This is a genomic window from Epilithonimonas hispanica, from assembly GCF_003385395.1.
Classification (GTDB): Bacteria; Bacteroidota; Bacteroidia; order Flavobacteriales; family Weeksellaceae; genus Epilithonimonas; species Epilithonimonas hispanica.
The window spans coordinates 55,969-80,298 of record NZ_QNUG01000005.1; the positions used below are offsets into that span (position 1 = coordinate 55,969).

Below are 24,330 nucleotides of genomic sequence, written 5' to 3' on the forward strand. Positions count from 1 at the left end.
TAAAAGTGGAGTGTTGGGAAAGGAGCACTTCACTTTTTTTCAAATAAATCTAAAAAGTAAAAAGAAAGAAAAATGGCACAAATTCTAGATGGACTGAAAGTGTCCAAAGAGGTAAAAGCTGAGATCAAAGAAGAGGTTCAGAAGATTCTTGCCAACAAAAGAAGAGCACCGCATTTGGTAGCAATTTTAGTTGGGAATAATGGAGCAAGCAAAGCTTATGTGAATAGCAAAGTGAAAGATTGTGAGGAAGTTGGATTCAGTTCTTCATTGATCAAATTTCCAAGCACTGTTTCAGAATCAGAGTTATTGGAGAAAATCGATGAACTTAATAAGTCCAAAGATGTAGACGGATTTATCGTTCAGTTGCCTTTGCCAAAGCAAATTGATCAGGAGAAAATCATTATGGCGATTGATCCAAGAAAAGATGTGGATGGTTTTCATCCAGAGAATTTTGGTAAAATGGCTTTGGAAATGGATACATTTTTACCAGCAACACCATTTGGAATTTTGACATTATTGGAACGATATAATATCGAGACCAAAGGAAAAGATTGTGTAATCATAGGAAGAAGTAGAATAGTTGGGAAACCAATGAGCATATTAATGGGAAGAAAAGATTTTCCAGGAAATTCTACAGTGACTTTGACACACTCTTACACAGAACATATAGAAGAATATACAAAAAAAGCAGATATTGTGATAACAGCGCTTGGCGATCCCAACTTCTTGAAAGGAGAGATGATCAAAGATGGAGCAGTTATCGTAGATGTCGGCATTACAAGAGTGGATGATAATTCTGAGAAAGGATATCATCTTGCAGGCGATGTAGATTTTGACAGTTGTGCAGAAAAAGCAAGTTGGATTACGCCAGTTCCTGGAGGAGTTGGACCAATGACGCGAGCAATGCTGATGAAAAATACCATCATTGCCTATAAAACTTCGGTTTATAATGACTAAAGAAGAAGAAAATATTTTATTAAAAGAAGGTAAAATGCTCCCAGTGATGGAGCATTTTTACACTATTCAAGGTGAGGGATTTCATGCTGGAAAAGCAGCGTATTTCATTCGCTTAGGCGGATGTGATGTTGGCTGTCATTGGTGTGATGTCAAGGAAAGTTGGGATCCAACGCTTCATCCATTGATGGATACTGTAGAAATTGCAGAAACCGTAGCAAAATATTGCAAGACAATTGTTCTCACAGGTGGAGAGCCATTAATGTGGAATCTTGATATCTTGACTTCAAAGTTAAAAGAGTTAGGATGTACTATTCATATCGAAACTTCGGGAGCCTATCCAATGAGTGGACATCTGGATTGGATTACGCTTTCTCCAAAGAAAACTGGACTTCCGTTAGCAGATATTTATAAAGAAGCAAGTGAATTGAAGATGATTATCTTTAATCAAAATGATTTTAAGTTTGCTGAGGAACAAGCCTCAAAAGTTTCAGATTCTTGTGAACTTTATCTACAGAGCGAATGGAGCAAACGAGATGCAAATTATCCTAAAATTACAGATTTCATTTTAGAAAACCCAAGATGGAGATCTTCTATCCAAACGCATAAATATCTGAATATCCCTTAAATTTGGTTTATGCAAAGACTTCGATATTCTCGATATTTCAAGACATTTGTGATTTTACTAGATATGATTCTGGTATCATCTGTATTTGTGATTTATTATTGGAGAAACTTCGAAGTCAAGTATGACTCAGAATCTGTTGAACAGAATGTTTTATCAATTCTATTGTTATGTTTTTTTTGGTTATTGCTGAGTGGAAGAACAAGGCTTTATCACATACCAAGGAATGTTACCTATACGATATATCTGGAAAGAATTCTGATTCATGTGTTTTTCTTTTTTCTTGGCGTTGTGATGCTTGGGAAAGTCAGTATGAATGACTTCCTCAAAACGGAACGTTTTTATCTTGCCGGCATTTTGCTATTAGTCGTAATCCCTATTAAAAGTTTCATCTATTTTCTTTTGAAATACATCAGAAGTAAAGGAATTAACCACCGAAATGTGATGTTTATAGAAGAAGGGATTTCTTCCAATATTCTTAGGGAGATCATCAATCAGCGTAAAGATTATGGATACAGAATATACGATTATCCGCAAGGAAATTACAATTTGAATCATATTATAGAGTTCTGGAGAGATAATGGGATTCACACCATCTTTTTGCCATCTGAACACCGCCTGGAAAAACAATTTGAGAATGATCTTTTCCGCCAAGCAGAACTTAATAAAGTTAAAATTTCTTTAGTTCCTAATATTATTCAGAACGAGTTTTTTGAGTATGAGTTCAATTACATAGAAACTGTTCCGGTATTGTCTCAGGCAAAATATCCATTAGATTTTTTCACAAATGCTGCACTCAAGAGATTATTTGATTTGTTTTTTTCTTTGGTTGTTTTAATAGGAATTTGTTCTTGGCTTTTTCCAATCATTATTTTATTAATAAAATTGGATGGATCAAAAGGGTCGGTATTTTTTATTCAAAAAAGATATGGCTATCACGATGAGGTTTTTGATTGTTTGAAATTCAGGACAATGCGATCTGATAATAATACAGCTCAAAGCACAACTTCCGTTAATGATAATAGAATTACCAAAGTAGGAAAATTTCTAAGAAAAACCAGTTTGGATGAGATGCCACAATTTATAAATGTGCTTAGAGGAGACATGACAGTTGTTGGACCAAGACCACATATGCTTTTGGTAGATGATTTTTATAAACCGAAAATTAGTAGATATAGTCTTAGGAGTATGGTAAAACCAGGAATTACAGGGCTGGCTCAGGTAAGTGGTTTCCGTGGGGATGAAGGAGATATGAAAGCTGGGATGAAAAAAAGAATCCTTGCAGACTCATTTTATGTTAGAAATTGGAGTTTTAGTATGGATATTGTTATCATTTTCAAAACTGTTTTTTTGGTCATAATTGGAGACAAAAATGCACGTTAAGTATTTATTAAAGAAAAGAACTAATTTTGTTTTATGTTAAAACAACTATTTACCTCTATAGGAGAATATTTTTTGCTGTTAGGAAAAGCTATCAGTAAACCACAAAAAAGAAACGTCTATATGAAACTGCTTGTAAGAGAGTTTTATGACTTGGGTGTTAATTCATTTGGATTGGTTCTGTTCACTTCTTTTTTCGTAGGCGCGGTTGTAGCTATTCAGATGTTTAATAATTTTGATGCATCCGATTTTCCAATTCCTAATAGTTTTGTGGGATATGCAACAAAAACAGTTTTAATTTTGGAATTTTCTCCTACGATTATATCTGTAATTCTTGCAGGTAAAGTAGGCTCTTACATTGCCTCTAGTATTGGAACAATGCGTGTTACAGAACAAATTGATGCATTGGATATTATGGGAGTCAATTCTCCAAATTTCTTGATTTTACCAAAGATTGTAGCTAGTGTTGTTTTCAATCCAATACTTATTGCCATTAGTATTGTTGTCGGGATTTGGGGAGGTTATGTCGCAGGAGTTGCTACAGGAAACTGGACTACTGCAGATTACATTACAGGAATACAGATGTATATGCCGTCTTATTTCATATGGTATGCTTTTCTTAAAACAGCTGTTTTTGCTTTTTTAATTGCAACTATTCCCGCTTATTTTGGATATAATGTAAAAGGAGGATCTTTGGAAGTAGGAAGAGCAAGTACACAAGCTGTTGTTTGGACAATGATTTCTGTAATCATAATGAACTTATTACTAACACAAATGTTCCTTAGCTAATGATAGAAGTAAAAGAATTAAGAAAGAAATTTGATGATGTTGAGGTTTTGAAAGGAATTAATACATCATTTGATACCGGAAAGGTCAATCTTATTATTGGACAGAGTGGATCCGGGAAAACAGTTTTCCTCAAATCACTACTCAATATTTTTGAGCCATCAAGCGGAGCCATTTTGTTTGATGGACGAGATATTATGAAAATGTCCAGAGAAGAAAAACAAGGGTTGCGATCGGAGATAGGAACTGTTTTCCAGGGTAGTGCGCTGTTCGACTCTATGACAGTTGAAGAGAACATTAGTTTCCCGTTGGATATGTTTACAAATCTTACTTATCGTGAGAAAAAAAGAAAAGTTCTGGAGGTAATTGGTCGAGTTAATCTTCAAAATGCCAATAAAAAATATCCTTCCGAAATATCTGGAGGGATGCAAAAAAGAGTTGCTATTGCAAGAGCAATTGTTAATAATCCGAAATACCTTTTCTGTGACGAGCCCAACTCCGGATTAGATCCCTATACATCCAATGTGATTGATGATCTTTTGATGGAAATCACCAAAGAGTATAACACCACAACAATCATCAATACCCATGATATGAACTCTGTGATGACGATTGGTGAAAAAATCCTTTATCTAAGACTAGGAGTTAAAGAATGGGAGGGGAACAAAGATATTCTTGCAACTGCAAAAAATAAACATCTGATAGATTTCGTTTATTCATCAGAACTGTTCAAGCAACTGAGAGACTTTATGCTCGAGAATGATCAAACTAGTTTAATTGACACAAAACCCGAAAACAATGAGAAAGACAATCCAAAAATTTCAAAACAATAATAATTTCAAAATGAGTAAAAAACTAATTAGTACACTAGCCGTATTTTTAGGAATAATGGCCTATTCGCAAGTCACCGTTGGAGTGAGAGCTAATGCTCTTTTCAATACTTCTTCGGCTAGCTGGGATAATTTTACAAATACCATTAACGGAGAAAAAGAAAATTCTGGTTTCAATGCAGGTTTATCTTTCAAAATTGGTTCTCCAGTGGGAGGATGGTTTGTAATGCCGGAAATTTATTATACTTCTATCAAGAATGAAGCTACTGCGACAACTGTAACAGAAGGAAATGTTAATATTGAGGCAAAAAGTAATAGAATTGATGTTCCTGTTTTGCTAGGACATAATTTCTTATTGGGCAAATTAGCGGCATTTGTAGGGCCTGTGGCTTCTTATAACCTTACCACAGACAACACATTTGCAAACTTTAAGGAAAATGCTACGAAAGAGTTTACGGTAGGTTATCAATTTGGAGCGCAAGCAACTTTGTCTAAGTTTGTTATCAATGCAAGATACGAAGGCGCTTTTTCAAAAGATACAAGAAAATTTATCAATAACGTATCAGGAGAGGAAGTGAGATATGACAACCGCCCAAGTATGTTTATCTTAGGTATAGGCTATAATTTCAAATAATATTTTATTATCATAAAAATGAGAAGGCTGGAAAAACAATTTTCCAGCCTTCTTCATATATAGACCTTAAAAATTTACAAAACCAATTCTTTGTGAGAAACTTGATTTTGTGTTACAAATGTAAAGGCTTTAATCAAATATTTGTTTAACATAATAAATAAAAAACAGAACAATATTAATCTAATTTGTTTATTTTTACATAAATTTAGCATTAACAGGAATGAAGGTAATTCTAGAACATATTTCGCCTGATGATAATAGCTCTTTCCGAGTTCTCCATATCAAAGATGTTCCCATTTCCGAACTCAACTGGCAATACCACTATCATCCAGAAATTGAGATTGTTTGTGTACTGAAAGGTAAAGGAACAAGACATGTTGGCTATCATAAAAGCCACTTCGAAGATGGCGCTTTGGTATTGATTGGTTCTAATATTCCACACTCTGGACTGGGTCTTAATGCTACAGATCCACACGAGGAAATCGTAATCCAGTTCCGAGAAGATATTCTTTGTTTGCCAGAAGGAGAACCAGATACTAATTCTATTAAAAAACTAATAGAGATATCAAGATATGGCGTTCTTTTTTCTTCGGAAGTTAAAAAACGATTGATTCCCAAATTAGAAAAAATTACTGAGGCAGAAGGTTACACAAGATATCTATTACTTCTGGATCTTCTTTTTGAACTTTCCAAAACAGAAGACTACGAACTAATGAATACAGAAGTGATGCCTTATACAATAGTTTCCAGAAATAGGAACCGTCTGGAAGCGGTTTTCACCTATGTGGAAAATGGTTATCAGAATGAGCTGGATATTATGCAAGCCGCAGATTTGGCTAATCTTACGAAGCCTGCTTTCTGTAATTTTTTCAAAAAAGCAACTTCATTAACTTTTGTCGAGTTTGTTAATCGATATAGGATTGACAAAGCTTGCATCCTACTTTCCCAAGAAAAAAGCATAGCAGAAAGTTGCTATGCTACAGGTTTTAATAATATTACTTATTTTAATAAAATATTTAAAAAATATACCAAGACTACGCCCGGTCAATTTATCAGAAGTCTTTAATTATTAAAGGCTTCTATTGTTTATATTTTCTACGGCTTGTTGTTTTTCCAATTCCGCTTTTTGCTTTTGAAGTTCTTTGAACTCTCTTTTCAGTTGAGCTTCTTTTACAGCATTTCCTTTGCTGACGTAGCCTATCATTCCTCCAATAAAAAGACCAATTCCGATTCCTGCCAAAATTCCCATCAAAGTAATGGGTTCAAATAATTTGATGACAGAAAAATTATCATTGAAATAAAAAAGAACAAAAGCTAAGGCCAATAACAAAAGCCCTGTTAAACTTAAACCCTTCATAGTATTGTGATTTAGATTCTAAAATTTACTAAAAAAGTTTAAAGTTTTCCGCCAGCAGCTTTATAATATTGAAGCGCTTTTGGCATATCAGCATTCAAATCTGCAATTCTATTAGCGGGATTTGGGTGGGTAGAAAGAAATTCTGGTTGTCTACTTCCTGTTGAAGAAGCCTCCATTCTTTGCCAGAATGTAGTTGCTGTTCTTGGATCATAACCTGCCATAGCCATCAGCTGTAATCCCATTTCGTCAGCTTCAGATTCTTGTTTTCTACCGTAAGCCAAAAGTCCAACTTGTGCTCCTACAGGATATACTTTTTCGAAGATTCCTGCCCATTGCCCGTTAGAAATTGTACCTCCAAGGAGACTTCCACCATATTGAGCAACCATGGCTTGAGAGATTCTCTCATTTCCGTGTCCTGCTAAAGCATGAGAAACCTCATGACCCATTACGACTGCAATTCCGTTATCATCCTTACAAACGGGCAAAATACCTGTATAAAACGCTACTTTTCCACCAGGCATACACCAAGCATTCAATTGTGCATCTTGGATGAGATTAAATTCCCAATTATAACCAGACAATGCAGATTCTCTGCCTATACTTTTATAGTAAGCATAAGCTGCATTTTTGATTTTTGCGCCTACATTTTTGACTCTATTGGCATCGGCAGTTCCAGTAATTACTTTGGAGCTAGAAAGGGTTGTTTTGTACTCTGCAGCAGCAGCAGTTGCTATCTCGCTATCGTTAGCAAATTGAAGAGAAGTACGTCCTGTAACAGGATTGGTAACACAAGCCGTAATTCCTAATCCAGCTAATAATAAGGTTGAAATTTTTACAATTTTCATCGTTTTATTTTTTTAATTAATTGTGTTTTACAAGTTTTATTCCAAAACTACTCTTTGTTCAAAAATGCATCCCAACCTTGTGCTGTTAACGGAATCAATTGATTAGAACCTCTTGCAATCAAAAAATTACCTGCATTGTTTTCTGTAGCGTGACCAATTATCGTGAAATCTGGATGATTCTTAATCTTATCAAAATCTGAAGAAGCAATTGTGAATAGCAATTCATAATCTTCGCCACCATTTAGCGCGGCCATTGCAGGATTAAGGTTCAATTCGTCTGCTGTATGGATCGTAGTCTCGTCCATCGGGATTTTCTCTTCATAAACATTGAATCCAACTTTTGACTGATCCGACAAATGAAGAATCTCAGAAGCCAACCCATCAGAAACATCAATCATAGATGTTGGTAAAACATCCAATTGTGCTAATTTAGCTTTCACATCCGTTCTTGCTTCTGGCTTCAATTGTCTTTCCAAGATATAATCGTAACCTTCCATTTCAGGCTGCATATTTGGGTTTGCCAAATAAACAGAATGTTCTCTTTCCAAAATCTGAAGCCCAAGATAAGCGCCTCCAAGATCTCCTGTTACAACCAATAGATCGTTTGGTTTTGCACCATTTCTTTTTACGATTTTATCTTCGTTTTCAAGACCAATTGCAGTAACGCTAATGACTAATCCAGCGTTGGAACTTGTTGTATCTCCGCCAATTAAATCTACTTTGTATCTGTTGCAAGCTAAGGCAATTCCAGCATAGATTTCTTCCAAAGCTTCAACCGGAAAACGATTAGAAACAGCAACAGAAACCAAAATTTGAGTTGGTGTTGCATTCATCGCCGCAATATCGCTGAGGTTCACAACAACAGATTTGTAACCCAAATGTTTCAGTGGAACGTAACCCAAATTGAAATGAACACCTTCCGCCAACATATCTGTGGAAACAACAACTTTTTGACCTTCAGAATCAATAATAGCTGCATCATCGCCAATAGAAAGTCTTGTAGAATTCTGAACAATTGGAAAATTCTCTGTTAAATGTTTTATCAAACCAAATTCTCCAAGCTTGGAAATAGGTGTGAGTTCTTGTGATTTATCTTCGAGCATAATTTTTTATTAATGATGAGTTGTAAATAATTAATGATAATTCGTTTTTATCACTAATTTAAAAATTTATTTAAAGTTTTCTAACAGAGAAACATCTATGTTCTCTGGTCGGAAAGGTAACGTCTTCAAATATTCTCTGGAAATCGTCTGTACATTTTCAGATTTATATTCGTTCATTACCAATAGGATGTCTTCTGGCGGAGTTGTTGTTTTTCTCAACATCATATCAATCCAAACACCGGTTGCTTCTGCTGTTGCACAATGGGTTCCATCGGGAAGATAAAACTTGTGAACGAATTGATAAATCATCCCATCTTCTGACATTGCGGCTACTTCCAAGCCAACAAAAACTGTTTGATCTGCATAGATTTCTTTGAAGAAAGAATAACGCTCGTGTAACATCACAGGACCGACTCCCCAACGATTCAGTTGAGTTAATCCGATTTTGTTTTTATTAAGGAAAGCCATTCTCGTTTGCGAGCAATAGTCAACATAGGTTGAGTTTCCAAGATGACGATTAGCGTCGATATCGCTCCATCTTACTTCGAATTTATGGTAATAAACAGACATTTTTTTCGATTTTAATATTCTTCAAAATTAACCATTTGAGGTGGATATTAAAAATGTAATTTTGTGCATCGAATACAAAAGTGTCGAACACGCGACATATTGGTTTCATTGAAATTAAAATTAATGTCAAAAAAGAAAAGAATAATCATTATTGGTGGAGGCGCAGCTGGTTTTTTTGCAGCAGCTAATCTTGATGAACAAAAGTGTTACGTTACAATTCTCGAACAAAACTCTGATGTTTTACAAAAAGTGAAAATCTCTGGAGGTGGAAGATGCAATGTGACACACGCTTGTTTTGATCCGAGGGAATTGGTTCAATTTTATCCAAGAGGAAATAGAGAATTGCTGAGTGTTTTTACAAAATTTCAACCTGGTGACACAATGGATTGGTTCGAAACCAGAAATGTCCCCTTGAAAATCGAAAAAGATAATCGCATTTTTCCAACAACAGATTCTTCTCAAAGTATTATGAATGCTTTGATTAATGAAGTTCGAGAAAAAGGTTTTGAAGTTAAAACTCAGGTTTCCGTTTCGGAGATTCTTAAAGATGATGAAACTTATTTAATTAAAACAAAACAAGGCGATTTCGTAGCCGATATTGTAATTTACACGACAGGAAGTTCTCCAAAATCTGTGAAATTGATTCAAAATCTGGGTCATAAAATTGTAGAAGCTGTTCCTTCTCTTTTCACATTTAATATCAAAGATAATTTGCTGAAAGATCTTCCTGGAACAAGTTTTGAAAATGCGGAAGTTAGAATCCCGAGTTTAAAAACTGAAGAATCTGGACCGCTTCTTATCACACATTGGGGACTTTCTGGTCCTGCAGTTTTGAAAATATCGGCTTGGGAAGCAAGAACTCTGGCAAAATTGAAATATCAGTTTGAAATCGAGGTTAATTTCATCTCAAAACCAATTGCTGAAGCTGAAGAAGAACTGAAAGAATTTAAAAATCAGAATCCTAAAAGATCTATCGGACAATCCAAAATATTTGATGTTACGAATCGTTTTTGGAACAAGATTTTGGAAATCAATCAAATCAATCCGGAGAAGCAGATTGCTAATATTTCGGGAAAAGAAATGAACTTAATTCTTGAAAATCTCTGTGCTAAAAAACTTTTGGTTACAGGAAAATCAACCTTTAAAGATGAGTTTGTAACGGCTGGTGGAGTAGATCTTAAAGAAATTAATTTTAAAAATATGTCTTCAAAGATTCTTTCAAATTTTTATATTGCTGGTGAAGTTCTTGATATAGATGCTGTTACGGGAGGTTTTAATTTCCAAGCCTGTTGGAGCGAGAGCTGGCTGATTTCGCAACATCTTAACTCGATGTAACAAATGTTTTATTAAATTTGAAAAATTAACTTTGAAAATGAAATTCAGAAAAAACATCATCAGACTGCTTGTATTATCAAGTTTACTTTTCATATTCTCTTGCCAAACCAGAGTAGTTTCTCCAACAAAACCTTTGCAAGATAATTCCATCGATTTGTATAAAAAATACACGATTCAGACCAAAGATGCGAAGTCACAAAGAATTGAAGTTTTGAAAATTGATGCAACCAAAATCTATGGAAAAAACAAAGCAGGTGAAATGGTAGAAATCGAGAAAAACGAAGTGAGAGAAGTTAAAAAGCCAGATTATTTGGTTTCTGCAATTATAGCAATCGCAGCGGTTGCAGCAGTTGTTTTTATTCCAATTTAATTTTGGAGATTAAAAACAAAACCACACATCCCGCGAAATAACAAAGAATATCCAACCAACTGAACGAGTTGCCAAGGACAATCATCATTACACGATTTTCTTTCAGTCCCATAAATTCTGCAAAATGAAAATATTGGGCAAACTCAATCAGACAGGAAAAAATAAAAATTCCGACAATGAGCTTTTTGGAATTGAAATCGAAAAATGCTTTGATGAAATAATACATCAACATCACCACAAAAACATTGCCCAGAAAAGCTCTTATAAAGAAAATATCTTTGAGTTTTGTAGCAATCAGGATTTCTATTAAGAAAATTAAAACAGCAATTAAGAAGTTTTTGTAGTCGAATTTTAATTGGAGATTCACAATTGATAGCTTTTAAATCATAACAAAAAATCGGTGTAAATATTTTATGCCGATTTTTTTATTTCAAAAAGCTTAAACTTGGTTTAATTTTTGAAAAAGTATTTTTAATCAATCAAATTATTATGAAAAAGATACTTTTTATGGGAATATTGGCTTCTTTAATGTTAAGTTGTATTCCAGACAAGGATAAGCGAGATAAAAGAAAAGACGATCTAAGCGCAGAACATATGAGAAATGAAGGAATAGACTCTGCTGCTGTTTCTTCTCAAAAAAATACAGTGGATAAGATTTCTAAATAATCGTTATCTACCAATCATCTTTTTGATCGAGTTCAACTTCATCAAAGCTTCAATTGGTGTCAACGTATTGATGTCAATTCTTGTCAATTCTTCGCGGATGTTTTCCAAAACAGGATCATCCAATTGAAAGAATGAAAGCTGAAGATTTTCTTCTGTCACGCGTTTTATTTTCTCTCCGGAATCTTGTGTTGTTCTGGTTGATTCTAGAGTTTTAAGAATTTCATTTGCGCGATTCACAACTTTGGAAGGCATTCCTGCCAACTTTGCCACGTGGATACCAAAACTGTGTTCGCTTCCTCCTGAAATCAACTTTCTGAGGAAAATAATATTCCCTTTTGCCTCCTGAATGGAGACGTGGAAATTCTTGATTCTTTCGAAGTTGACAGACATTTCGTTCAATTCGTGATAATGCGTTGCGAATAACGTTTTTGGCTGAGTCGGATGTTGATGAAGATATTCGGCAATGGCCCAAGCAATAGAAACGCCATCGTAAGTAGAAGTTCCACGTCCAATTTCGTCAAGCAAAATCAAACTTCTGTCCGAGATATTATTAAGAATATTTGCCGCTTCATTCATTTCCACCATAAAAGTCGATTCGCCGGCAGACAAATTATCTGTTGCCCCAACTCTTGTGAAAATCTTGTCAAGCGTTCCAATTTCAGCGTGTTTCGCAGGAACAAAACTTCCGATTTGAGCCAGCAAAGCAATAATCGCAGTTTGTCTCAAAATTGCTGATTTACCGGCCATATTCGGTCCGGTTACCATTATGATTTGTTGAGAATCTTTGTCCAGAAAAACATCATTCGGGATATAAGATTCACCAAGCGGTAAAGATTTTTCGATGATTGGATGTCGCCCTTCCTGAATGTCAATTGAGAAAGAATCATTTAGAATTGGTTTGGTGTAATTATCTTCGACAGACAAATCTGATAAACCAACTGCGCAATCCAATTCGCCAATCAGTTTTGAATTTTCCTGCAATTGGTCAATATAAATCAGAACATTTTCACAGACATTTCTGTAAAGTTCCAATTCTAATTTTCCAATTTTTTCTTCAGCGCCCAGAATTTGATTTTCATATTCTTTCAGCTCTTCGGTGATGTAACGTTCTGCGTTTACCAAAGTCTGTTTACGAATCCAATCTTCAGGAACTTTGTCTTTATGCGTATTTCGAACCTCAATATAATAACCGAAAACGCCATTGAAATCAATTTTCAAACTCGTAATTCCAGTTCTTTCGATTTCACGCTGACACATATCGTCTAAGAAACCACGACCCTTGCTTTGAAGATTTCTCAAATGATCCAATTCTTCTGAGATTCCTTCTTTGATAACATTTCCTTTGTTGATGTTGACAGGAAGTTCATCATTCAAATGATTTTTGATGAATTCGATTAATTCTTCAAGATTGATAAAAGGGTCAATCCAAGCCAGAACATCCGGAAATTTTAACAGATGTTTTCTGATTTCATTAATATTAATGATACTTTGACGGAGATAAACTAATTCTTTCGGTGAAATCTTTTCAGCGGCTAATTTCCCAATTAATCTATCCAAATCAGAAATACCTTTCAACAAATCTTTGATGTCGTATTTCAAAGAATCTTCTTTGTTAAGGAACTCAATTAGGTTCAATCTTCTGTTGATGTCGCCGATATTTTTCAAGGGAAGAATCAAACGTCTTCTCAACAATCTTCCACCCATCGGAGTAGAAGTTTTATCAATAATATCAAGTAGAGATTTCCCTTGATGATTTGCAGAATAAACAATCTCGAGATTTCTCAGCGTGAAATTATCCATCATCAGATAATCATCTTGCGGAATCACTTGAATTCTCGTAATGTGCTGTAAAAGCGCGTGATGAGTATCTTCAACCAAATAAGCAAAAATTGCTCCTGCTGCGGTAATTCCTAATTTATGTTCATCGATTCCAAAACCTTTCAAAGATTGTGTTTTGAAATGCGAAGTCAGTTTTTCGTAAGCATAAGGATATTTGAACGCCCAATCTTCTAACTTGAAAACATTCTTATTTCTAAGCTGATTCGGAATTTCAGAAGTTCTTTGATAGATAATTTCGCTTGGGTCAAAAGTGTGAACAATGTGAAGTAATTTCTCAAGATTACCTTCACTCACGAGAAATTCACCAGTGGAAACATCCACAAGCGCCATTCCGTATTTTTCTTTTTCCTTATGAAGAGAAAGCAGGAAGTTATTTTTCTTGGAAGTCAGAACTTGGTCGTTGAAAGTAACACCTGGCGTCACCAATTCCGTCACACCACGTTTTACAATTCCTTTGACGGATTTTGGGTCTTCCAACTGGTCGCAAATCGCAACGCGCATTCCGGCTCTAACAAGCTTTGGTAAATAAGAATCTACAGAATGATGTGGAAATCCGGCCAATTCGATATGACCTTCACCATTGGCTCTTTTGGTGAGAACAATCCCAAGAATCTGCGACGTTTTTATCGCATCTTGCCCAAAAGTTTCGTAGAAATCTCCAACACGGAATAGCAATAATGCATCAGGATATTTCGCCTTAATCGTATTGTATTGCGTCATTAACGGAGTTTCTTTCTTTGCCAATTTTCGGGATTTTAGAAGCGCTAAAATACGAAATTAAAATGCAGAAAAAAGAATGAAGGTTTCCGGAAGATTATTTTTTTTCCAACTTTGCTAAAGCTTTGGAGCTTTTTCTGTAAGCCCATTCTTCTTTGTATTTTACCCATTTTGCTTTGAAGATTTTCCGCATCAGCTTGTCCGTATATCGCATTATGAAAACGTGATAAAGCATACTTAGAAACTTCGAAGGACGATTGGGTAAAGCTCTAATAGACAAGGAAAAACCTGGTTCTAAGTAACGGTTGTAATGCCAAAATGCGCCGGGAATAAACAATGCGTCACCGTGTTCCATTAAGATTTCCGTTCCGGTTGCATATTTCAAAGCTGGATATTTCTTGTAATCAGGATTGTCATAATCAATTTCTTCAATCGTGTGAACGGACAAAGGAACTTTATAAAGTAATTCATTTTGCTTTTGGTCAAACAATAAAATTCTTTTCTTTCCTCCGAAATGAACGTGAAAAAAATCTCCCAAATCAACATCATAATGCATCAGAACGTGCGCTTCGCTTCCACCAAAAAATAATGTGGGAAGTCGTTTGAAAAATTTCATTCCCAAATCCGGATAAGAGAAATCTTTCAGTAATTCTGGTAACTTGTCTGTGATGATGTAAAAAAAGATTCTGAGATCAGAAGGTTTACTTTTTATTGTGTCAATATAATCCTTCATCTTCATCTTGGTTGCTGGTGTATCAGAACTTTTATTAGCGTCGGCTGGTTTGTTGTCATAGATTGGAACAACTTGTTCGCCTGCTTTTTCTCGGATATAATCCAGATTCCATTTTTCGTAAGCGCCCCATTGTTTTGCAAAATCTTTTAACAGAAGTGGTTTATGAGGCTTAAAATACTTTTTTTGGAAATCTTCTTTATCAATGTGTTCTACGATGTCAACAGGATTCAGAATCATATTAATTGTTTTGGTCAATAAAAATAGTAAAAATGAAGTTTATGAGACTGTTCTTTGTGAAATTTTCGAAAAATAAGATTCATTAAAAGAAAATTAAAAATAATCCGTTTAATTCTTAAATTTGGCTAATGAAAAAACATTTTTACCTCCTTATATTGTCATTTTCTCTGATAAGTTGCTACACATATAAAGTTGCTGCGGAAGCAGAAGAAACACCAGAAGCTAACACTAGATTACAAAACAAGGGAGAACAAGGTGTCAAATCAAAAGAACAGTTTGCGGTTAGCTCAGTTGCTGATAGTAGAGCAAGTGAAGCAAAAATTGCTACTAGAGGATCAAGAAATACAAAACCGGAGAAAGAGAAAAAACCCAAACCAACGAGCATTATAGAAAAATTGGAAGTGGGCAAATTCTTCAAAATCGATGTAGCTGATAGAAGCTACAAAATACAAGTGGACAAATGGGAAAGCGACACGTTGGTGGCGCATGTTATTCATAAACCGAAAAAGATTCTTAAATTCCATAAAAACCAAATCAATCAATCTACGATTGCAGAAAGAAGATTTTCCCAACCAATAGCTGACATTATTACAGTAGCTGCCTACGCTGGTGTTGGTGTAGGTATCTGGGTAATGGTTAAATGAGGCTTTCGAAATTATAAAAAAAGTCAAGCACTTGTTTAATTTTAAATTGGAATCATAAATAATATCAGTTAAAAATTATTTATAGTTAGTCCAAATAACCTCATATTTGTATCTTTAAAAAGTTCAAAAAATTTAAAAACTAAATTTTTGAATATAATCTATTGATTCACAATGAAAATCGAACAAATATATACTGGTTGTCTAGCTCAAGGCGCTTATTACATCACTTCTGAAAATGAAGCGGCAATCATAGATCCACTAAGAGAAGTTAAACCTTATCTTGAGCGTTTGGAAAAAGATAAAGTGAAACTCAAATGTATTCTTGAGACACATTTTCATGCAGATTTTGTTTCTGGACATCTTGATTTATCAAAAAAAACTGATGCACCAATTGTTTTCGGTCCAACAGCTAAACCAGATTTTGAAGCAATTATTGCAGAAGATAATCAAATTTTTGAAATTGGAAAAGTCAAGATAAAAGTTCTTCACACACCAGGTCATACTTTGGAAAGCTCTACTTTTCTTTTGATTGATGAAGATGGAAAAGAAACAGCCATTTTCTCTGGAGACACTTTATTCTTGGGTGATGTTGGAAGACCGGATTTGGCTCAGAAAGCAGGTGAAATCACGGAAAAAGATTTGGCCGGAATGCTTTACGAAAGTCTTCAAACCAAGATTTTACCTTTGGATGATTCAATTACAGTTTATCCGGCTCACGGTGCGGGTTCTGCTTGTGGTAAAAATATGCAGAAAGAAACGGTGGATACTTTGGGAAATCAGAAAAGAACCAATTACGCACTGAATCAACCAGATAAAGAATCTTTTATTAATGAAGTTCTGGGCGGATTAACAGCGCCGCCAAAATATTTCGGGATGAATGTCGCAATGAACAAAGGAGGTTACGAAAGTTTTGACCAAGTTCTGAAAAAAGGAAATAATCCTTTGTCTGTTGAAGATTTTGAAACTGCGGCGGAAGAAACAGGAGCTTTGATTTTGGACACGAGAAGTGCTGCTGTTTTTCATAAAGGATTTGTTCCTAAATCTATCAATATCGGAATCAAAGGTGATTTTGCGCCTTGGGTTGGAGCAATGATTGTGGACGTTCAGCAACCGATACTTTTAGTTTCTGATATCGGAACTGAAGAAGAAGCTATTACCAGATTGAGCAGGGTCGGTTTTGATAATGTTTTAGGCTATTTGGATGGAAGTTTCGATGCTTGGAAAAATTCTGGAAAAGAAACGGACGAAATCAAGAGGATTTCTGTAGAAGAATTTGCTAGTGAATATTCTGAAAGTGCGAAAGTTGTTGATGTGAGAAAAGAAACAGAATACGAGGCAGAACATGTCAACGAAGCTTACAGCAAACCGTTGGCTTATATTAATGATTGGGTTAATTCTTTAGATAATTCTGAACATTTTTATATCCATTGTGCCGGAGGTTACAGAAGTATGATTGCGGCGAGTATTTTGCAGTCAAGAGGTTATAGGAATTTTACTGAGGTTGACGGTGGATTCAATGCGATTAAGAAAACTGAGAAATTTCCACTGAGCAATTTTGTTTGTCAAAGTAAAACTTTGTAAATATTTGGACCACATAGACATATAAGTTTTTATTAATATTTAGGAGAAATAAAATTCATTCTATTTACTCTTCTTCAAAAATATATTTTTCTATGTGCCTATTTTGTTTAAAGAAAACTGTTTTAATCTAATCTCTTATTAATATGTCACAAAAATTTCAAGAACTCATCCAATCCGAACGTCCAGTTCTAATTGATTTTTTTGCAACGTGGTGTCAGCCATGCAAAGTGCAGTCTTCCGTTTTGAATTCTGTTAAGGAAAAGATAGGGCAAAAAGCACGGATTGTAAAAATAGATGTTGACCAATTTCCGTCTATTGCGTCAGAAAACGGCGTTCGTGGTGTTCCTACTTTAGCGATTTTCAAGAACGGGGAATTGCTTTGGAAAGAAAGTGGTGTTCATGATGTTAATTCTTTGATTGGATTGCTAGAGCAGTATTCTAATTGATGATTCTTAATCAAAAAAAACAAAATATTGTCTAATTAGACATTTCTTATTCTTATTTTTGCAAAAAATTTTGACCGTTGGTAAGAATCGCAGAGCATAATGATTGGGTGGTATATTGTATTCTTGGGAGTATCTTTATATACATTATTCTTTTGTCTGTTTTTCAAAGAGATTCTAATGTCAAAGACTTTTTGTTGCTAAAACTAGAAGACTCCAACAATCTCACACCTTCTTGGTTGATTATTTCTATTGTGAAGTGTTTGATGACTGCTCTTTTGTTATCACAATTTGTTCCGATTGTTCCAAAGCTTTTTTCAATAGATGTTTTAGGCTTCCAAATCAATAAATTTGGTTTTACATTTTTGGCATTATTAAGTTTTGATGTTATCAAAAACATTTTAACGTTCTTGTTCTATTCCAGCATTGGAAGTGGTAAAAATCTGAAAGGATTGACACTGGTTTCCAGTAAGTTTTATTTTCTAGAATCTATTGTTTTTATAATAGCATCTTTTGCGCTTTATTTTTTTCCAGTCGACCTTGTGAAATATTTCTATTTCATCATTGGAATGGTTATTTTTTCTTTCTTTTTAAAAAACTTAATATACATTTTCCACAATCAGTCAATTTTACCAGAAAAAAGGTATTATAAATTTTTGTATATTTGCACGCTTCAAATAGTACCGTTTTTAGTACTTTGGAAATTCTTATTTTATTGAATGTAACATACACATTTTAAGATGAAAATCAAATCAATTTTAGTATCGCAACCTGCTCCTAACGAATCATCACCTTATTTGGAAATTGCAAAAAAAGAGAAAATCAAAATCGATTTTCGTCCTTTTATTCACGTAGAAGGTGTGGATGCTAAAGAACTCAGAACACAGAAAATTGACCTTACTCAATACACAGGTATTATTTTCACAAGTAAAAATGCAATCGACCATTATTTCCGTCTTGCAGAGGAAATGAGATTCTCTGTTCCAGATTCTATGAGATACATATGTCAGTCAGAGGCGATTGCCAATTATCTACAGAAACACATTGTTTACAGAAAAAGAAAAATCAGCTTTGGAGAGAAAAACTTCTCAGACTTGGCTGCTTTGTTCAAAAAATATCCTTCTGAAAAATATCTTTTACCTTCTTCCGATGTTTTGACTCCGGAGATTCCAAAAGTGATGGATGCAGCCAATGTAGATTGGACGAGAGCAGTTATGTATAAAACTGTTGCGAGTGATTTGACAGATATCAGTATTCAGGATTATGATATGTTGGTATTTTTCAGTCATCAAGGAATCAAATCTTTAGGAATCAATTTCCCTGATTTTCAACAAAATGACACCAAAATTGCTGTTTTCGGAACAACGACTCAAGCGGCTGCTGAAGAAGCTGGATTAACTGTCAACGTAATGGCTCCAACCAAGGAAACGCCATCTATGACAATGGCTATAGAAAAATATGTTAGAAACATCAATAAATAATTATTGAACACATAAATCAAAACCGTCTTCTTTCCGAGAAGATGGTTTTTTGTTTATTTTTGTTAAATCTGAAAATCACTTCAAAAAACTACTTTTAACCACATAGACACATAGTTTTCCGAATAAATTAATTGATTACTAAAGTTGAAATAGAAGATATTTACATTCTCTCTATTTTTTCTTTGTATAAAAAAATTAATCTATGTGCCTATGTGATTTTAATTAATATCAATTTCAAAATGAATGCTCCTAAAGCAAAAAAAATAGATAAACTTCTAGAAATTCATAACGATAAAAGAAACGACCCTTTTTTCTGGATGAATGAACGTGAAAATCCCGAAGTTATAAAATACCTAGAAGAAGAAAATTCTTACACAGATTTTGTAATGAAGGATACAGAAGACCTTCAGAACGAATTGTTTGAGGAAATGAAATCCCGTTACAAAAAAGACGACCAGTCTTTACCTTATTTCTTTAATCAATATTGGTACATCGTCCGCTATGAAGACGGGAAAGAATATCCGATTTTCTCTAGAAAGTTTAAATCATTGGAGAATGAAGAAGAAATTCTTTTGGATGTCAATATCTTGGCAGAAGGCGAAGAATATTTTGATATCGGAAGCGTTTCTGTAAGTGTTGATAATCAATTTATTGCTTATTCTTCTGATAAAACAGGGCGAAGAATCTATACCATATTTTTCAAGAATCTTAAAACCGGAGAAATTTTCGAAGATAAAATCGAAAACACAACCGGAAAAGCTGTTTGGGCAAATGACAATCAGCACATTTTCTACATCAGAAAAGATGAAAGTCTAAGAGCTTATCAAATCTACCGTCACGAGTTGGGAACAGATACAGAAAAAGATATTTTGATTTTCCACGAAGAAGATGAGACTTTTGATGTTAATGTTTTTAAAACCAAATCTTTAGAATACATATTTATTTCTTCATCAAGTACTAATGAAGATGAACATAGATTCATTCCTGCAGATAATGTTTTTGCTGATTGGAAAATCATTCAGGAAAGAACGGAGGATTTGGAATATTCTGTGGAGCATTATCAAGATGATTTTTACATCATTACAAACGCCGATGATTCCAAGAATTTCAAAATTGTAAAGACAAAAGTTTCTCAGCCGGAGATAGAAAACTGGGTAGATTTTATTCCTCATAGAGAAAATGTTCTGTTGGAAGGTTTTGAAATTTTCAATGATTATTTCGTGATTGAAGAACGAGAGAAAGGACTTCTTCAGATCAAAATCATAGAAAGCAAAACCGGAGATTCTCATTATCTGCCATTTTCCGACCCAACTTACACGGCGTATATCGGAACGAATATGGAATTTGACACAGAAAATCTTCGTTTCGGATATACATCTTTGACAAAACCTTCTTCCACTTACGAATACAATATGAAGGAAAAAACCACCAAACTCTTGAAAGAACAGGAAGTTTTGGGCGGAAAATTCTTCTCGGAAAATTATATATCAGAAAGAATCTGGGCAAAAGCCAGAGACGGAAAAGAAGTTGCGATTTCTCTGGTTTATCATAAAGACACCAAGAAATCTGCTGCAACGCCACTTCTCCTTTACGGTTACGGAAGTTATGGTCACACCGTTGACGCCAGTTTTTCCAGTGTAAGGTTAACTTTGCTAGACCGAGGTTACATCTACGCTATCGCACACATCCGAGGCGGAGAATATCTTGGAAGAGAATGGTATGAAGACGGAAAAATGTTGCAGAAAAAGAATACATTTTTTGATTTCATTGATGTTGCAAATCATTTAATATCAGAAAATTACACTTCTCCAAAACATCTTTATGCAATGGGAGGTAGCGCTGGTGGGCTTCTGATGGGAGCTGTGATGAATGACAATCCGGAATTATTCAATGGGATTGTGGCGCAAGTTCCGTTTGTAGATGTTGTGACAACGATGTTGGACGAAACCATTCCTTTGACAACGGGAGAATACGACGAATGGGGAAATCCAAACGAAAAGGAATATTATGATTATATGAAATCCTATTCGCCTTACGATAATATCGAGGCGAAGGATTATCCAAATACACTCATAACAACAGGTTTCCACGACTCTCAGGTTCAATATTGGGAACCGGCAAAATGGACGGCAAAATTGAGATATTTGAAAACAGATAAGAACATTCTGATTTTCAAAACCGATATGAGCTCCGGACACGGCGGTGCAAGCGGACGATTCGAGAGTTTAAAAGAGATTGCTCTAGAGTACGCATTCTTATTTAAAATTGAAGGCTTAAAAAATTAATTATGAGCGAAGCAGAAATCTGGAAAAAAATAGAACATTTCTTTGAAGTCAACTTTCAAACTGAAAAAAATCCGCCAATAGAAACTTTTCTATTCATTATTGGTGTTCAGGAATTGGGAAGCGGGCAACAGAAATTCACGAAAGATGATAAAGTCAATTTGGTTCATATTGCGGTTTGCAGGTTGCTGGAACCTTTTGGATATTACAAATTCACGCATTATGAAGATGGCTGGCCACAATTTGAAAAGTTAGACGACCTTCCGGAATTAAAACCTAACGAACAATCGCTCTTAATGAAAAAAGCGATTATACAGTATTTTATTGATGAAGAGATTGAACTGAAATAAAGAAAACATCGGAATTTTTAAGTTCCGATTTTTTTATGGCAACATATTTGATATTCACAATAAAATGTTAAATCTTTTCATTTTAAGAAATATTTAATAATTACAGGCCGTTATTATTGTTGAGATATTCTTAAAAAGAGTAATTTTAACTTTTCAAACTTAAAAAAACATATGAACAACAAGTTTATTCCTATTATATCTGTTTTTATGACAATTTCCTTGGTAGTTTTTGTCTCTTTGCAGTTATATTGGATTAAAGAATTATATACTTCGCTCGAGCAGGATTTTTCTAATAAAGTTTATTCTGCATTAGAAACTTCCACTCAAAAAGTGAATCAAATCGAAGTCAACAAATATTGGAATGAGACTTATAATAATGTTGGAAAAGAGGTTTTAGCTTATAAAAATCAGCCAACTAAGACTTATATTCAGCAAAGTTCTGATTCTGCCAATCGTTCGAATATTCTTTTCCAAACAAGCATTGTTGAAAAACAAAACATCCCCGTTTCAGCAAAAGGTGACACTTTGTACACAACGAAACTTTATAAAGACGAAGGACAATTAAAACTGAAAAGAAGTTCACCAGAACCTTTGACAACCAACATCAGTCGAGACCTTGATAATAATTCTTATCAGATGAAGGAATTTGCGCGTTTGAGTGCGACCAACCTTCCGATAGAAAAACGAGTTGACAGCAAAACCATTGATTCCGTCATTTCTAAAGAACTGAGATTGAAAGGAATTGATACCAAATTTGGCTTTGGTGTCATCAACAAAACCAATCAATTAACGACGGTTGCGAACAACATCTATCTCGACCAAAAAGATAAAACCAATTACACTTATCCGCTTTTTACAGACAGCAAAGATAGAACACTTTATACACTTGCAATTGTTTTTCCTCGAAAAGATTACTCTTTGGTGAAGCATAATTTGCCAATGTTGTTGGGAACTTTCATTTCGTTATTGACGATTTTGGGGATTTATATTATTTCGATTAATTATATGATGAGGCAAAAGAAAATTGCAGAAATCAAAACAGATTTCATCAACAATATGTCTCACGAGTTCAAGACGCCTTTGGCAACGATTTCTGTTGCAACGGATTCTTTGGCCAATGATAAAATCGCCACTGACCCAGACAAAGTCAAATATTATTCAGGACTAATAAAACAGGAAAATCTGAGGATGAAAAAGCAAGTAGAAACAGTTCTGAATATGTCCAAACTGGAACGAAACGAAATGCCTCTACATTTGAAAGAAACCAACGTTCGGGAATTGATAAAAAGTATTGCCGAATCTTTCCGACTAATTGTAAATGAAAGAAACGGAAGTTTGATAACAGATTTTAATGCGACTAAATATAATTTCTTAATCGATGAATTTCATATTTCGAATGCTTTGATTAATCTTCTTGATAACGCTAACAAATATTCTCCGGAAACGCCTGAAATAAAGGTTAGTACAAGAAATGAAGGAAACTGGTACGTCATCGAAATTTCTGATAAAGGAATGGGAATGGAATCGACCAACAAGAACAAAATCTTTGAAAAATTCTTCCGAGAAGAAACAGGAAACATCCATAATGTAAAAGGACAAGGTCTTGGATTGTCTTATGTGAAAAAGATTATTGAGAATCATAAAGGTCAAATCCACGTAGATTCTCATAAAGGAAAAGGAAGCATATTCACCATAAAACTTCCGATAATATAAACCATAATTGATTTGAATGAAGCAGAACTAAAACATCAAGGAAAAAATCGAAATTAAATTTTAAACAACCAATCAAAATATTGACAAAACCGAAGAATCAAGAATTCTTCAATTTTAATTATTAATTACAAAGCTATGAGCAACAGGATATTATTAGTAGAAGACGACCAAAGTTTTGGCGCAGTTCTTAAGGATTATTTAACCATCAACAACTTCGAGGTAACACTGGCGACCGACGGAGAAATAGGACTGAAAGAGTTTACAGAAAAGGAATTCGACATCTGCATTTTCGATGTGATGATGCCGAAAAAAGACGGATTTTCTTTGGCAGAAGATGTGAAGAAAATTGATAAAAACACACCAATCATTTTCTTGACGGCTAGAAATATGCGTGAAGATATCCTGAAAGGTTATCAATTGGGAGCAGATGATTATATCACGAAACCATTTGATACTGAGTTGCTTCTTTATAAAATAAAAGCAATTCTACAAAGAAGCGCTGTTTTGGAAAACGAAGACCAAGAGCAGTTCAAAATCAGTAATATCTTTTTCGATTCTATGTTAAGACAACTAAGAGTTGGCGAAAACGAATACAAGCTTTCTCCAAAAGAAAATGAACTTTTGAAATTGCTTTGCATCCACAGAAACGATTTTATGCCAAGAGATTTGGCATTGAGAAAAATCTGGAAAAAAGAGAATTATTTCACAGCAAGAAGTATGGATGTTTACATCGCAAAACTGAGAAAACTTCTGAAAGATGATGAAGGCTTGGAAATCATCAACGTTCATGGAGAAGGTTTCAGACTATTAGTGAAAAACCCATAAAATTTAAAAAAAACCCTTCAGAAACTCTGA

At 34.5% G+C, this 24,330-nt stretch carries 26 protein-coding genes; 19 read left to right on the forward strand and 7 right to left on the reverse strand.

Features of this window, described 5'->3' with window-relative positions; translation table 11 throughout:
• Positions 1-72: 72 nt before the first annotated feature.
• The 7 genes from DRF58_RS03165 to DRF58_RS03195 all read left to right on the forward strand — a co-directional run bounded on the left by DRF58_RS03165 (position 73) and on the right by DRF58_RS03195 (position 6,275).
• Positions 73-957 carry a bifunctional 5,10-methylenetetrahydrofolate dehydrogenase/5,10-methenyltetrahydrofolate cyclohydrolase gene (locus DRF58_RS03165; RefSeq protein WP_116032750.1) on the forward strand — a complete coding sequence of 295 codons (885 nt, stop codon included), beginning with the start codon at positions 73-75 and terminating at the stop codon, positions 955-957.
• A complete protein-coding gene (locus tag DRF58_RS03170; protein WP_116032751.1) occupies positions 950-1,582 on the forward strand; it encodes a 7-carboxy-7-deazaguanine synthase QueE in 633 nt (210 codons plus the stop codon). Before DRF58_RS03165 ends, DRF58_RS03170 begins: the two co-directional genes overlap by 8 nt.
• A 9-nt stretch (positions 1,583-1,591) precedes the next feature.
• Positions 1,592-2,962, forward strand: coding sequence for an exopolysaccharide biosynthesis polyprenyl glycosylphosphotransferase (locus DRF58_RS03175; protein WP_116032754.1), 1,371 nt, complete (start codon positions 1,592-1,594; stop codon positions 2,960-2,962).
• Positions 2,963-2,995: 33 nt separating this feature from the next.
• Positions 2,996-3,748, forward strand: a complete 753-nt coding sequence (locus tag DRF58_RS03180) for an MlaE family ABC transporter permease (protein WP_116032755.1) — start codon at positions 2,996-2,998, stop codon at positions 3,746-3,748.
• Positions 3,748-4,578 (forward strand): ABC transporter ATP-binding protein, encoded by an 831-nt coding sequence (locus tag DRF58_RS03185; protein WP_116032758.1) that lies wholly within the window; start codon positions 3,748-3,750, stop codon positions 4,576-4,578. The genes DRF58_RS03180 and DRF58_RS03185 overlap by 1 nt, the downstream gene beginning before the upstream one ends.
• A gap of 10 nt (positions 4,579-4,588) precedes the next feature.
• Positions 4,589-5,209, forward strand: coding sequence for a porin family protein (locus tag DRF58_RS03190; protein WP_116032892.1), 621 nt, complete (start codon positions 4,589-4,591; stop codon positions 5,207-5,209).
• A 220-nt stretch (positions 5,210-5,429) separates the two neighbouring features.
• A complete protein-coding gene (locus DRF58_RS03195; RefSeq protein WP_116032759.1) occupies positions 5,430-6,275 on the forward strand; it encodes an AraC family transcriptional regulator in 846 nt (281 codons plus the stop codon).
• Between the two features lie 3 nt (positions 6,276-6,278).
• Here the strand turns inward: DRF58_RS03195 and DRF58_RS03200 are convergent, their stop codons facing one another.
• The 4 genes from DRF58_RS03200 to DRF58_RS03215 all read right to left on the reverse strand — a co-directional run bounded on the left by DRF58_RS03200 (position 6,279) and on the right by DRF58_RS03215 (position 9,084).
• Complete coding sequence (locus DRF58_RS03200; protein ID WP_116032762.1) at positions 6,279-6,566, reverse strand: hypothetical protein; 288 nt, start codon at positions 6,564-6,566, stop codon at positions 6,279-6,281.
• A gap of 38 nt (positions 6,567-6,604) precedes the next feature.
• Positions 6,605-7,411 carry a M48 family metallopeptidase gene (locus DRF58_RS03205; protein WP_116032763.1) on the reverse strand — a complete coding sequence of 269 codons (807 nt, stop codon included), beginning with the start codon at positions 7,409-7,411 and terminating at the stop codon, positions 6,605-6,607.
• Positions 7,412-7,458: 47 nt separating this feature from the next.
• A complete protein-coding gene (gene thiL / locus DRF58_RS03210; protein WP_116032766.1) occupies positions 7,459-8,514 on the reverse strand; it encodes a thiamine-phosphate kinase in 1,056 nt (351 codons plus the stop codon).
• A gap of 66 nt (positions 8,515-8,580) precedes the next feature.
• The gene (locus DRF58_RS03215) at positions 8,581-9,084 is read right to left on the reverse strand and encodes an acyl-CoA thioesterase (RefSeq protein WP_116032768.1); all 504 of its coding nucleotides are present in this window, start codon (positions 9,082-9,084) and stop codon (positions 8,581-8,583) included.
• A 123-nt stretch (positions 9,085-9,207) separates the two neighbouring features.
• Between DRF58_RS03215 and DRF58_RS03220 the strand changes: the two genes are divergently transcribed.
• Entirely contained in the window at positions 9,208-10,419 is a 1,212-nt protein-coding gene (locus DRF58_RS03220) for a BaiN/RdsA family NAD(P)/FAD-dependent oxidoreductase (RefSeq protein ID WP_116032895.1), read from the forward strand.
• Between the two features lie 37 nt (positions 10,420-10,456).
• Positions 10,457-10,789: a bacteriophage spanin2 family protein gene (locus DRF58_RS03225; protein WP_116032770.1), complete on the forward strand. Its 333-nt coding sequence runs from the start codon at positions 10,457-10,459 to the stop codon at positions 10,787-10,789.
• On the opposite strand, the gene DRF58_RS03230 is transcribed toward DRF58_RS03225, so the two are convergent.
• Positions 10,776-11,156, reverse strand: coding sequence for a ribosomal maturation YjgA family protein (locus DRF58_RS03230; RefSeq protein WP_116032772.1), 381 nt, complete (start codon positions 11,154-11,156; stop codon positions 10,776-10,778). The two genes, DRF58_RS03225 and DRF58_RS03230, sit on opposite strands and share 14 nt — an antisense overlap.
• A gap of 122 nt (positions 11,157-11,278) precedes the next feature.
• On the opposite strand from DRF58_RS03230, the gene DRF58_RS18340 reads away from it, so the two are divergent.
• Positions 11,279-11,455, forward strand: a complete 177-nt coding sequence (locus tag DRF58_RS18340; RefSeq protein ID WP_157966699.1) for a hypothetical protein — start codon at positions 11,279-11,281, stop codon at positions 11,453-11,455.
• A gap of 3 nt (positions 11,456-11,458) precedes the next feature.
• On the opposite strand, the gene mutS is transcribed toward DRF58_RS18340, so the two are convergent.
• The gene (gene mutS / locus DRF58_RS03235; protein ID WP_116032897.1) at positions 11,459-14,014 is read right to left on the reverse strand and encodes a DNA mismatch repair protein MutS; all 2,556 of its coding nucleotides are present in this window, start codon (positions 14,012-14,014) and stop codon (positions 11,459-11,461) included.
• A 94-nt stretch (positions 14,015-14,108) separates the two neighbouring features.
• Positions 14,109-14,981 (reverse strand): cupin-like domain-containing protein, encoded by an 873-nt coding sequence (locus tag DRF58_RS03240; RefSeq protein ID WP_116032775.1) that lies wholly within the window; start codon positions 14,979-14,981, stop codon positions 14,109-14,111.
• Positions 14,982-15,109: 128 nt separating this feature from the next.
• Between DRF58_RS03240 and DRF58_RS03245 the strand changes: the two genes are divergently transcribed.
• The 9 genes from DRF58_RS03245 (at position 15,110) to DRF58_RS03285 (ending at position 24,300) form a co-directional block, all read left to right on the forward strand.
• The gene (locus tag DRF58_RS03245) at positions 15,110-15,625 is read left to right on the forward strand and encodes a hypothetical protein (protein ID WP_116032777.1); all 516 of its coding nucleotides are present in this window, start codon (positions 15,110-15,112) and stop codon (positions 15,623-15,625) included.
• 171 nt (positions 15,626-15,796) lie between these two features.
• Positions 15,797-17,206, forward strand: coding sequence for an MBL fold metallo-hydrolase (locus DRF58_RS03250; protein ID WP_116032780.1), 1,410 nt, complete (start codon positions 15,797-15,799; stop codon positions 17,204-17,206).
• Positions 17,207-17,349: 143 nt separating this feature from the next.
• Positions 17,350-17,652, forward strand: coding sequence for a thioredoxin family protein (locus DRF58_RS03255; RefSeq protein WP_116032782.1), 303 nt, complete (start codon positions 17,350-17,352; stop codon positions 17,650-17,652).
• Positions 17,653-17,759: 107 nt separating this feature from the next.
• On the forward strand, positions 17,760-18,368 hold the full coding sequence (locus DRF58_RS19085; RefSeq protein ID WP_379883725.1) for a DUF4271 domain-containing protein: 609 nt from the start codon (positions 17,760-17,762) through the stop codon (positions 18,366-18,368).
• Between the two features lie 21 nt (positions 18,369-18,389).
• Positions 18,390-19,130, forward strand: a complete 741-nt coding sequence (locus DRF58_RS03265) for a uroporphyrinogen-III synthase (protein ID WP_116032787.1) — start codon at positions 18,390-18,392, stop codon at positions 19,128-19,130.
• Between the two features lie 239 nt (positions 19,131-19,369).
• On the forward strand, positions 19,370-21,415 hold the full coding sequence (locus DRF58_RS03270) for a S9 family peptidase (RefSeq protein WP_116032900.1): 2,046 nt from the start codon (positions 19,370-19,372) through the stop codon (positions 21,413-21,415).
• A gap of 2 nt (positions 21,416-21,417) precedes the next feature.
• Positions 21,418-21,762 (forward strand): hypothetical protein, encoded by a 345-nt coding sequence (locus tag DRF58_RS03275; protein WP_116032788.1) that lies wholly within the window; start codon positions 21,418-21,420, stop codon positions 21,760-21,762.
• 171 nt (positions 21,763-21,933) lie between these two features.
• Positions 21,934-23,475: a sensor histidine kinase gene (locus tag DRF58_RS03280; RefSeq protein WP_116032791.1), complete on the forward strand. Its 1,542-nt coding sequence runs from the start codon at positions 21,934-21,936 to the stop codon at positions 23,473-23,475.
• Positions 23,476-23,610: 135 nt separating this feature from the next.
• Positions 23,611-24,300 carry a response regulator transcription factor gene (locus DRF58_RS03285; RefSeq protein ID WP_089870393.1) on the forward strand — a complete coding sequence of 230 codons (690 nt, stop codon included), beginning with the start codon at positions 23,611-23,613 and terminating at the stop codon, positions 24,298-24,300.
• The last annotated feature ends 30 nt before the right edge of the window (positions 24,301-24,330 follow it).

Coding starts and splice junctions, on each gene's coding strand:
- DRF58_RS03170 (WP_116032751.1), top strand. CDS start 950: ATGACTAAAGAAGAAGAAAATATTTTATTAAAAGAAGGTAAAATGCTC.
- DRF58_RS03185 (WP_116032758.1), top strand. CDS start 3,748: ATGATAGAAGTAAAAGAATTAAGAAAGAAATTTGATGATGTTGAGGTT.
- DRF58_RS03190 (WP_116032892.1), top strand. CDS start 4,589: ATGAGTAAAAAACTAATTAGTACACTAGCCGTATTTTTAGGAATAATG.
- DRF58_RS03265 (WP_116032787.1), top strand. CDS start 18,390: ATGAAAATCAAATCAATTTTAGTATCGCAACCTGCTCCTAACGAATCA.
- DRF58_RS03280 (WP_116032791.1), top strand. CDS start 21,934: ATGAACAACAAGTTTATTCCTATTATATCTGTTTTTATGACAATTTCC.
- thiL (WP_116032766.1), bottom strand. CDS start 8,514: ATGCTCGAAGATAAATCACAAGAACTCACACCTATTTCCAAGCTTGGA.
- DRF58_RS03255 (WP_116032782.1), top strand. CDS start 17,350: ATGTCACAAAAATTTCAAGAACTCATCCAATCCGAACGTCCAGTTCTA.
- DRF58_RS03195 (WP_116032759.1), top strand. CDS start 5,430: ATGAAGGTAATTCTAGAACATATTTCGCCTGATGATAATAGCTCTTTC.
- DRF58_RS03215 (WP_116032768.1), bottom strand. CDS start 9,084: ATGTCTGTTTATTACCATAAATTCGAAGTAAGATGGAGCGATATCGAC.
- DRF58_RS03165 (WP_116032750.1), top strand. CDS start 73: ATGGCACAAATTCTAGATGGACTGAAAGTGTCCAAAGAGGTAAAAGCT.
- DRF58_RS03250 (WP_116032780.1), top strand. CDS start 15,797: ATGAAAATCGAACAAATATATACTGGTTGTCTAGCTCAAGGCGCTTAT.
- DRF58_RS03225 (WP_116032770.1), top strand. CDS start 10,457: ATGAAATTCAGAAAAAACATCATCAGACTGCTTGTATTATCAAGTTTA.
- DRF58_RS03175 (WP_116032754.1), top strand. CDS start 1,592: ATGCAAAGACTTCGATATTCTCGATATTTCAAGACATTTGTGATTTTA.
- DRF58_RS03180 (WP_116032755.1), top strand. CDS start 2,996: ATGTTAAAACAACTATTTACCTCTATAGGAGAATATTTTTTGCTGTTA.
- DRF58_RS03205 (WP_116032763.1), bottom strand. CDS start 7,411: ATGAAAATTGTAAAAATTTCAACCTTATTATTAGCTGGATTAGGAATT.
- DRF58_RS03240 (WP_116032775.1), bottom strand. CDS start 14,981: ATGATTCTGAATCCTGTTGACATCGTAGAACACATTGATAAAGAAGAT.
- DRF58_RS18340 (WP_157966699.1), top strand. CDS start 11,279: ATGAAAAAGATACTTTTTATGGGAATATTGGCTTCTTTAATGTTAAGT.
- DRF58_RS03275 (WP_116032788.1), top strand. CDS start 21,418: ATGAGCGAAGCAGAAATCTGGAAAAAAATAGAACATTTCTTTGAAGTC.
- DRF58_RS03285 (WP_089870393.1), top strand. CDS start 23,611: ATGAGCAACAGGATATTATTAGTAGAAGACGACCAAAGTTTTGGCGCA.
- DRF58_RS03245 (WP_116032777.1), top strand. CDS start 15,110: ATGAAAAAACATTTTTACCTCCTTATATTGTCATTTTCTCTGATAAGT.
- mutS (WP_116032897.1), bottom strand. CDS start 14,014: ATGACGCAATACAATACGATTAAGGCGAAATATCCTGATGCATTATTG.
- DRF58_RS03200 (WP_116032762.1), bottom strand. CDS start 6,566: ATGAAGGGTTTAAGTTTAACAGGGCTTTTGTTATTGGCCTTAGCTTTT.
- DRF58_RS03270 (WP_116032900.1), top strand. CDS start 19,370: ATGAATGCTCCTAAAGCAAAAAAAATAGATAAACTTCTAGAAATTCAT.
- DRF58_RS03220 (WP_116032895.1), top strand. CDS start 9,208: ATGTCAAAAAAGAAAAGAATAATCATTATTGGTGGAGGCGCAGCTGGT.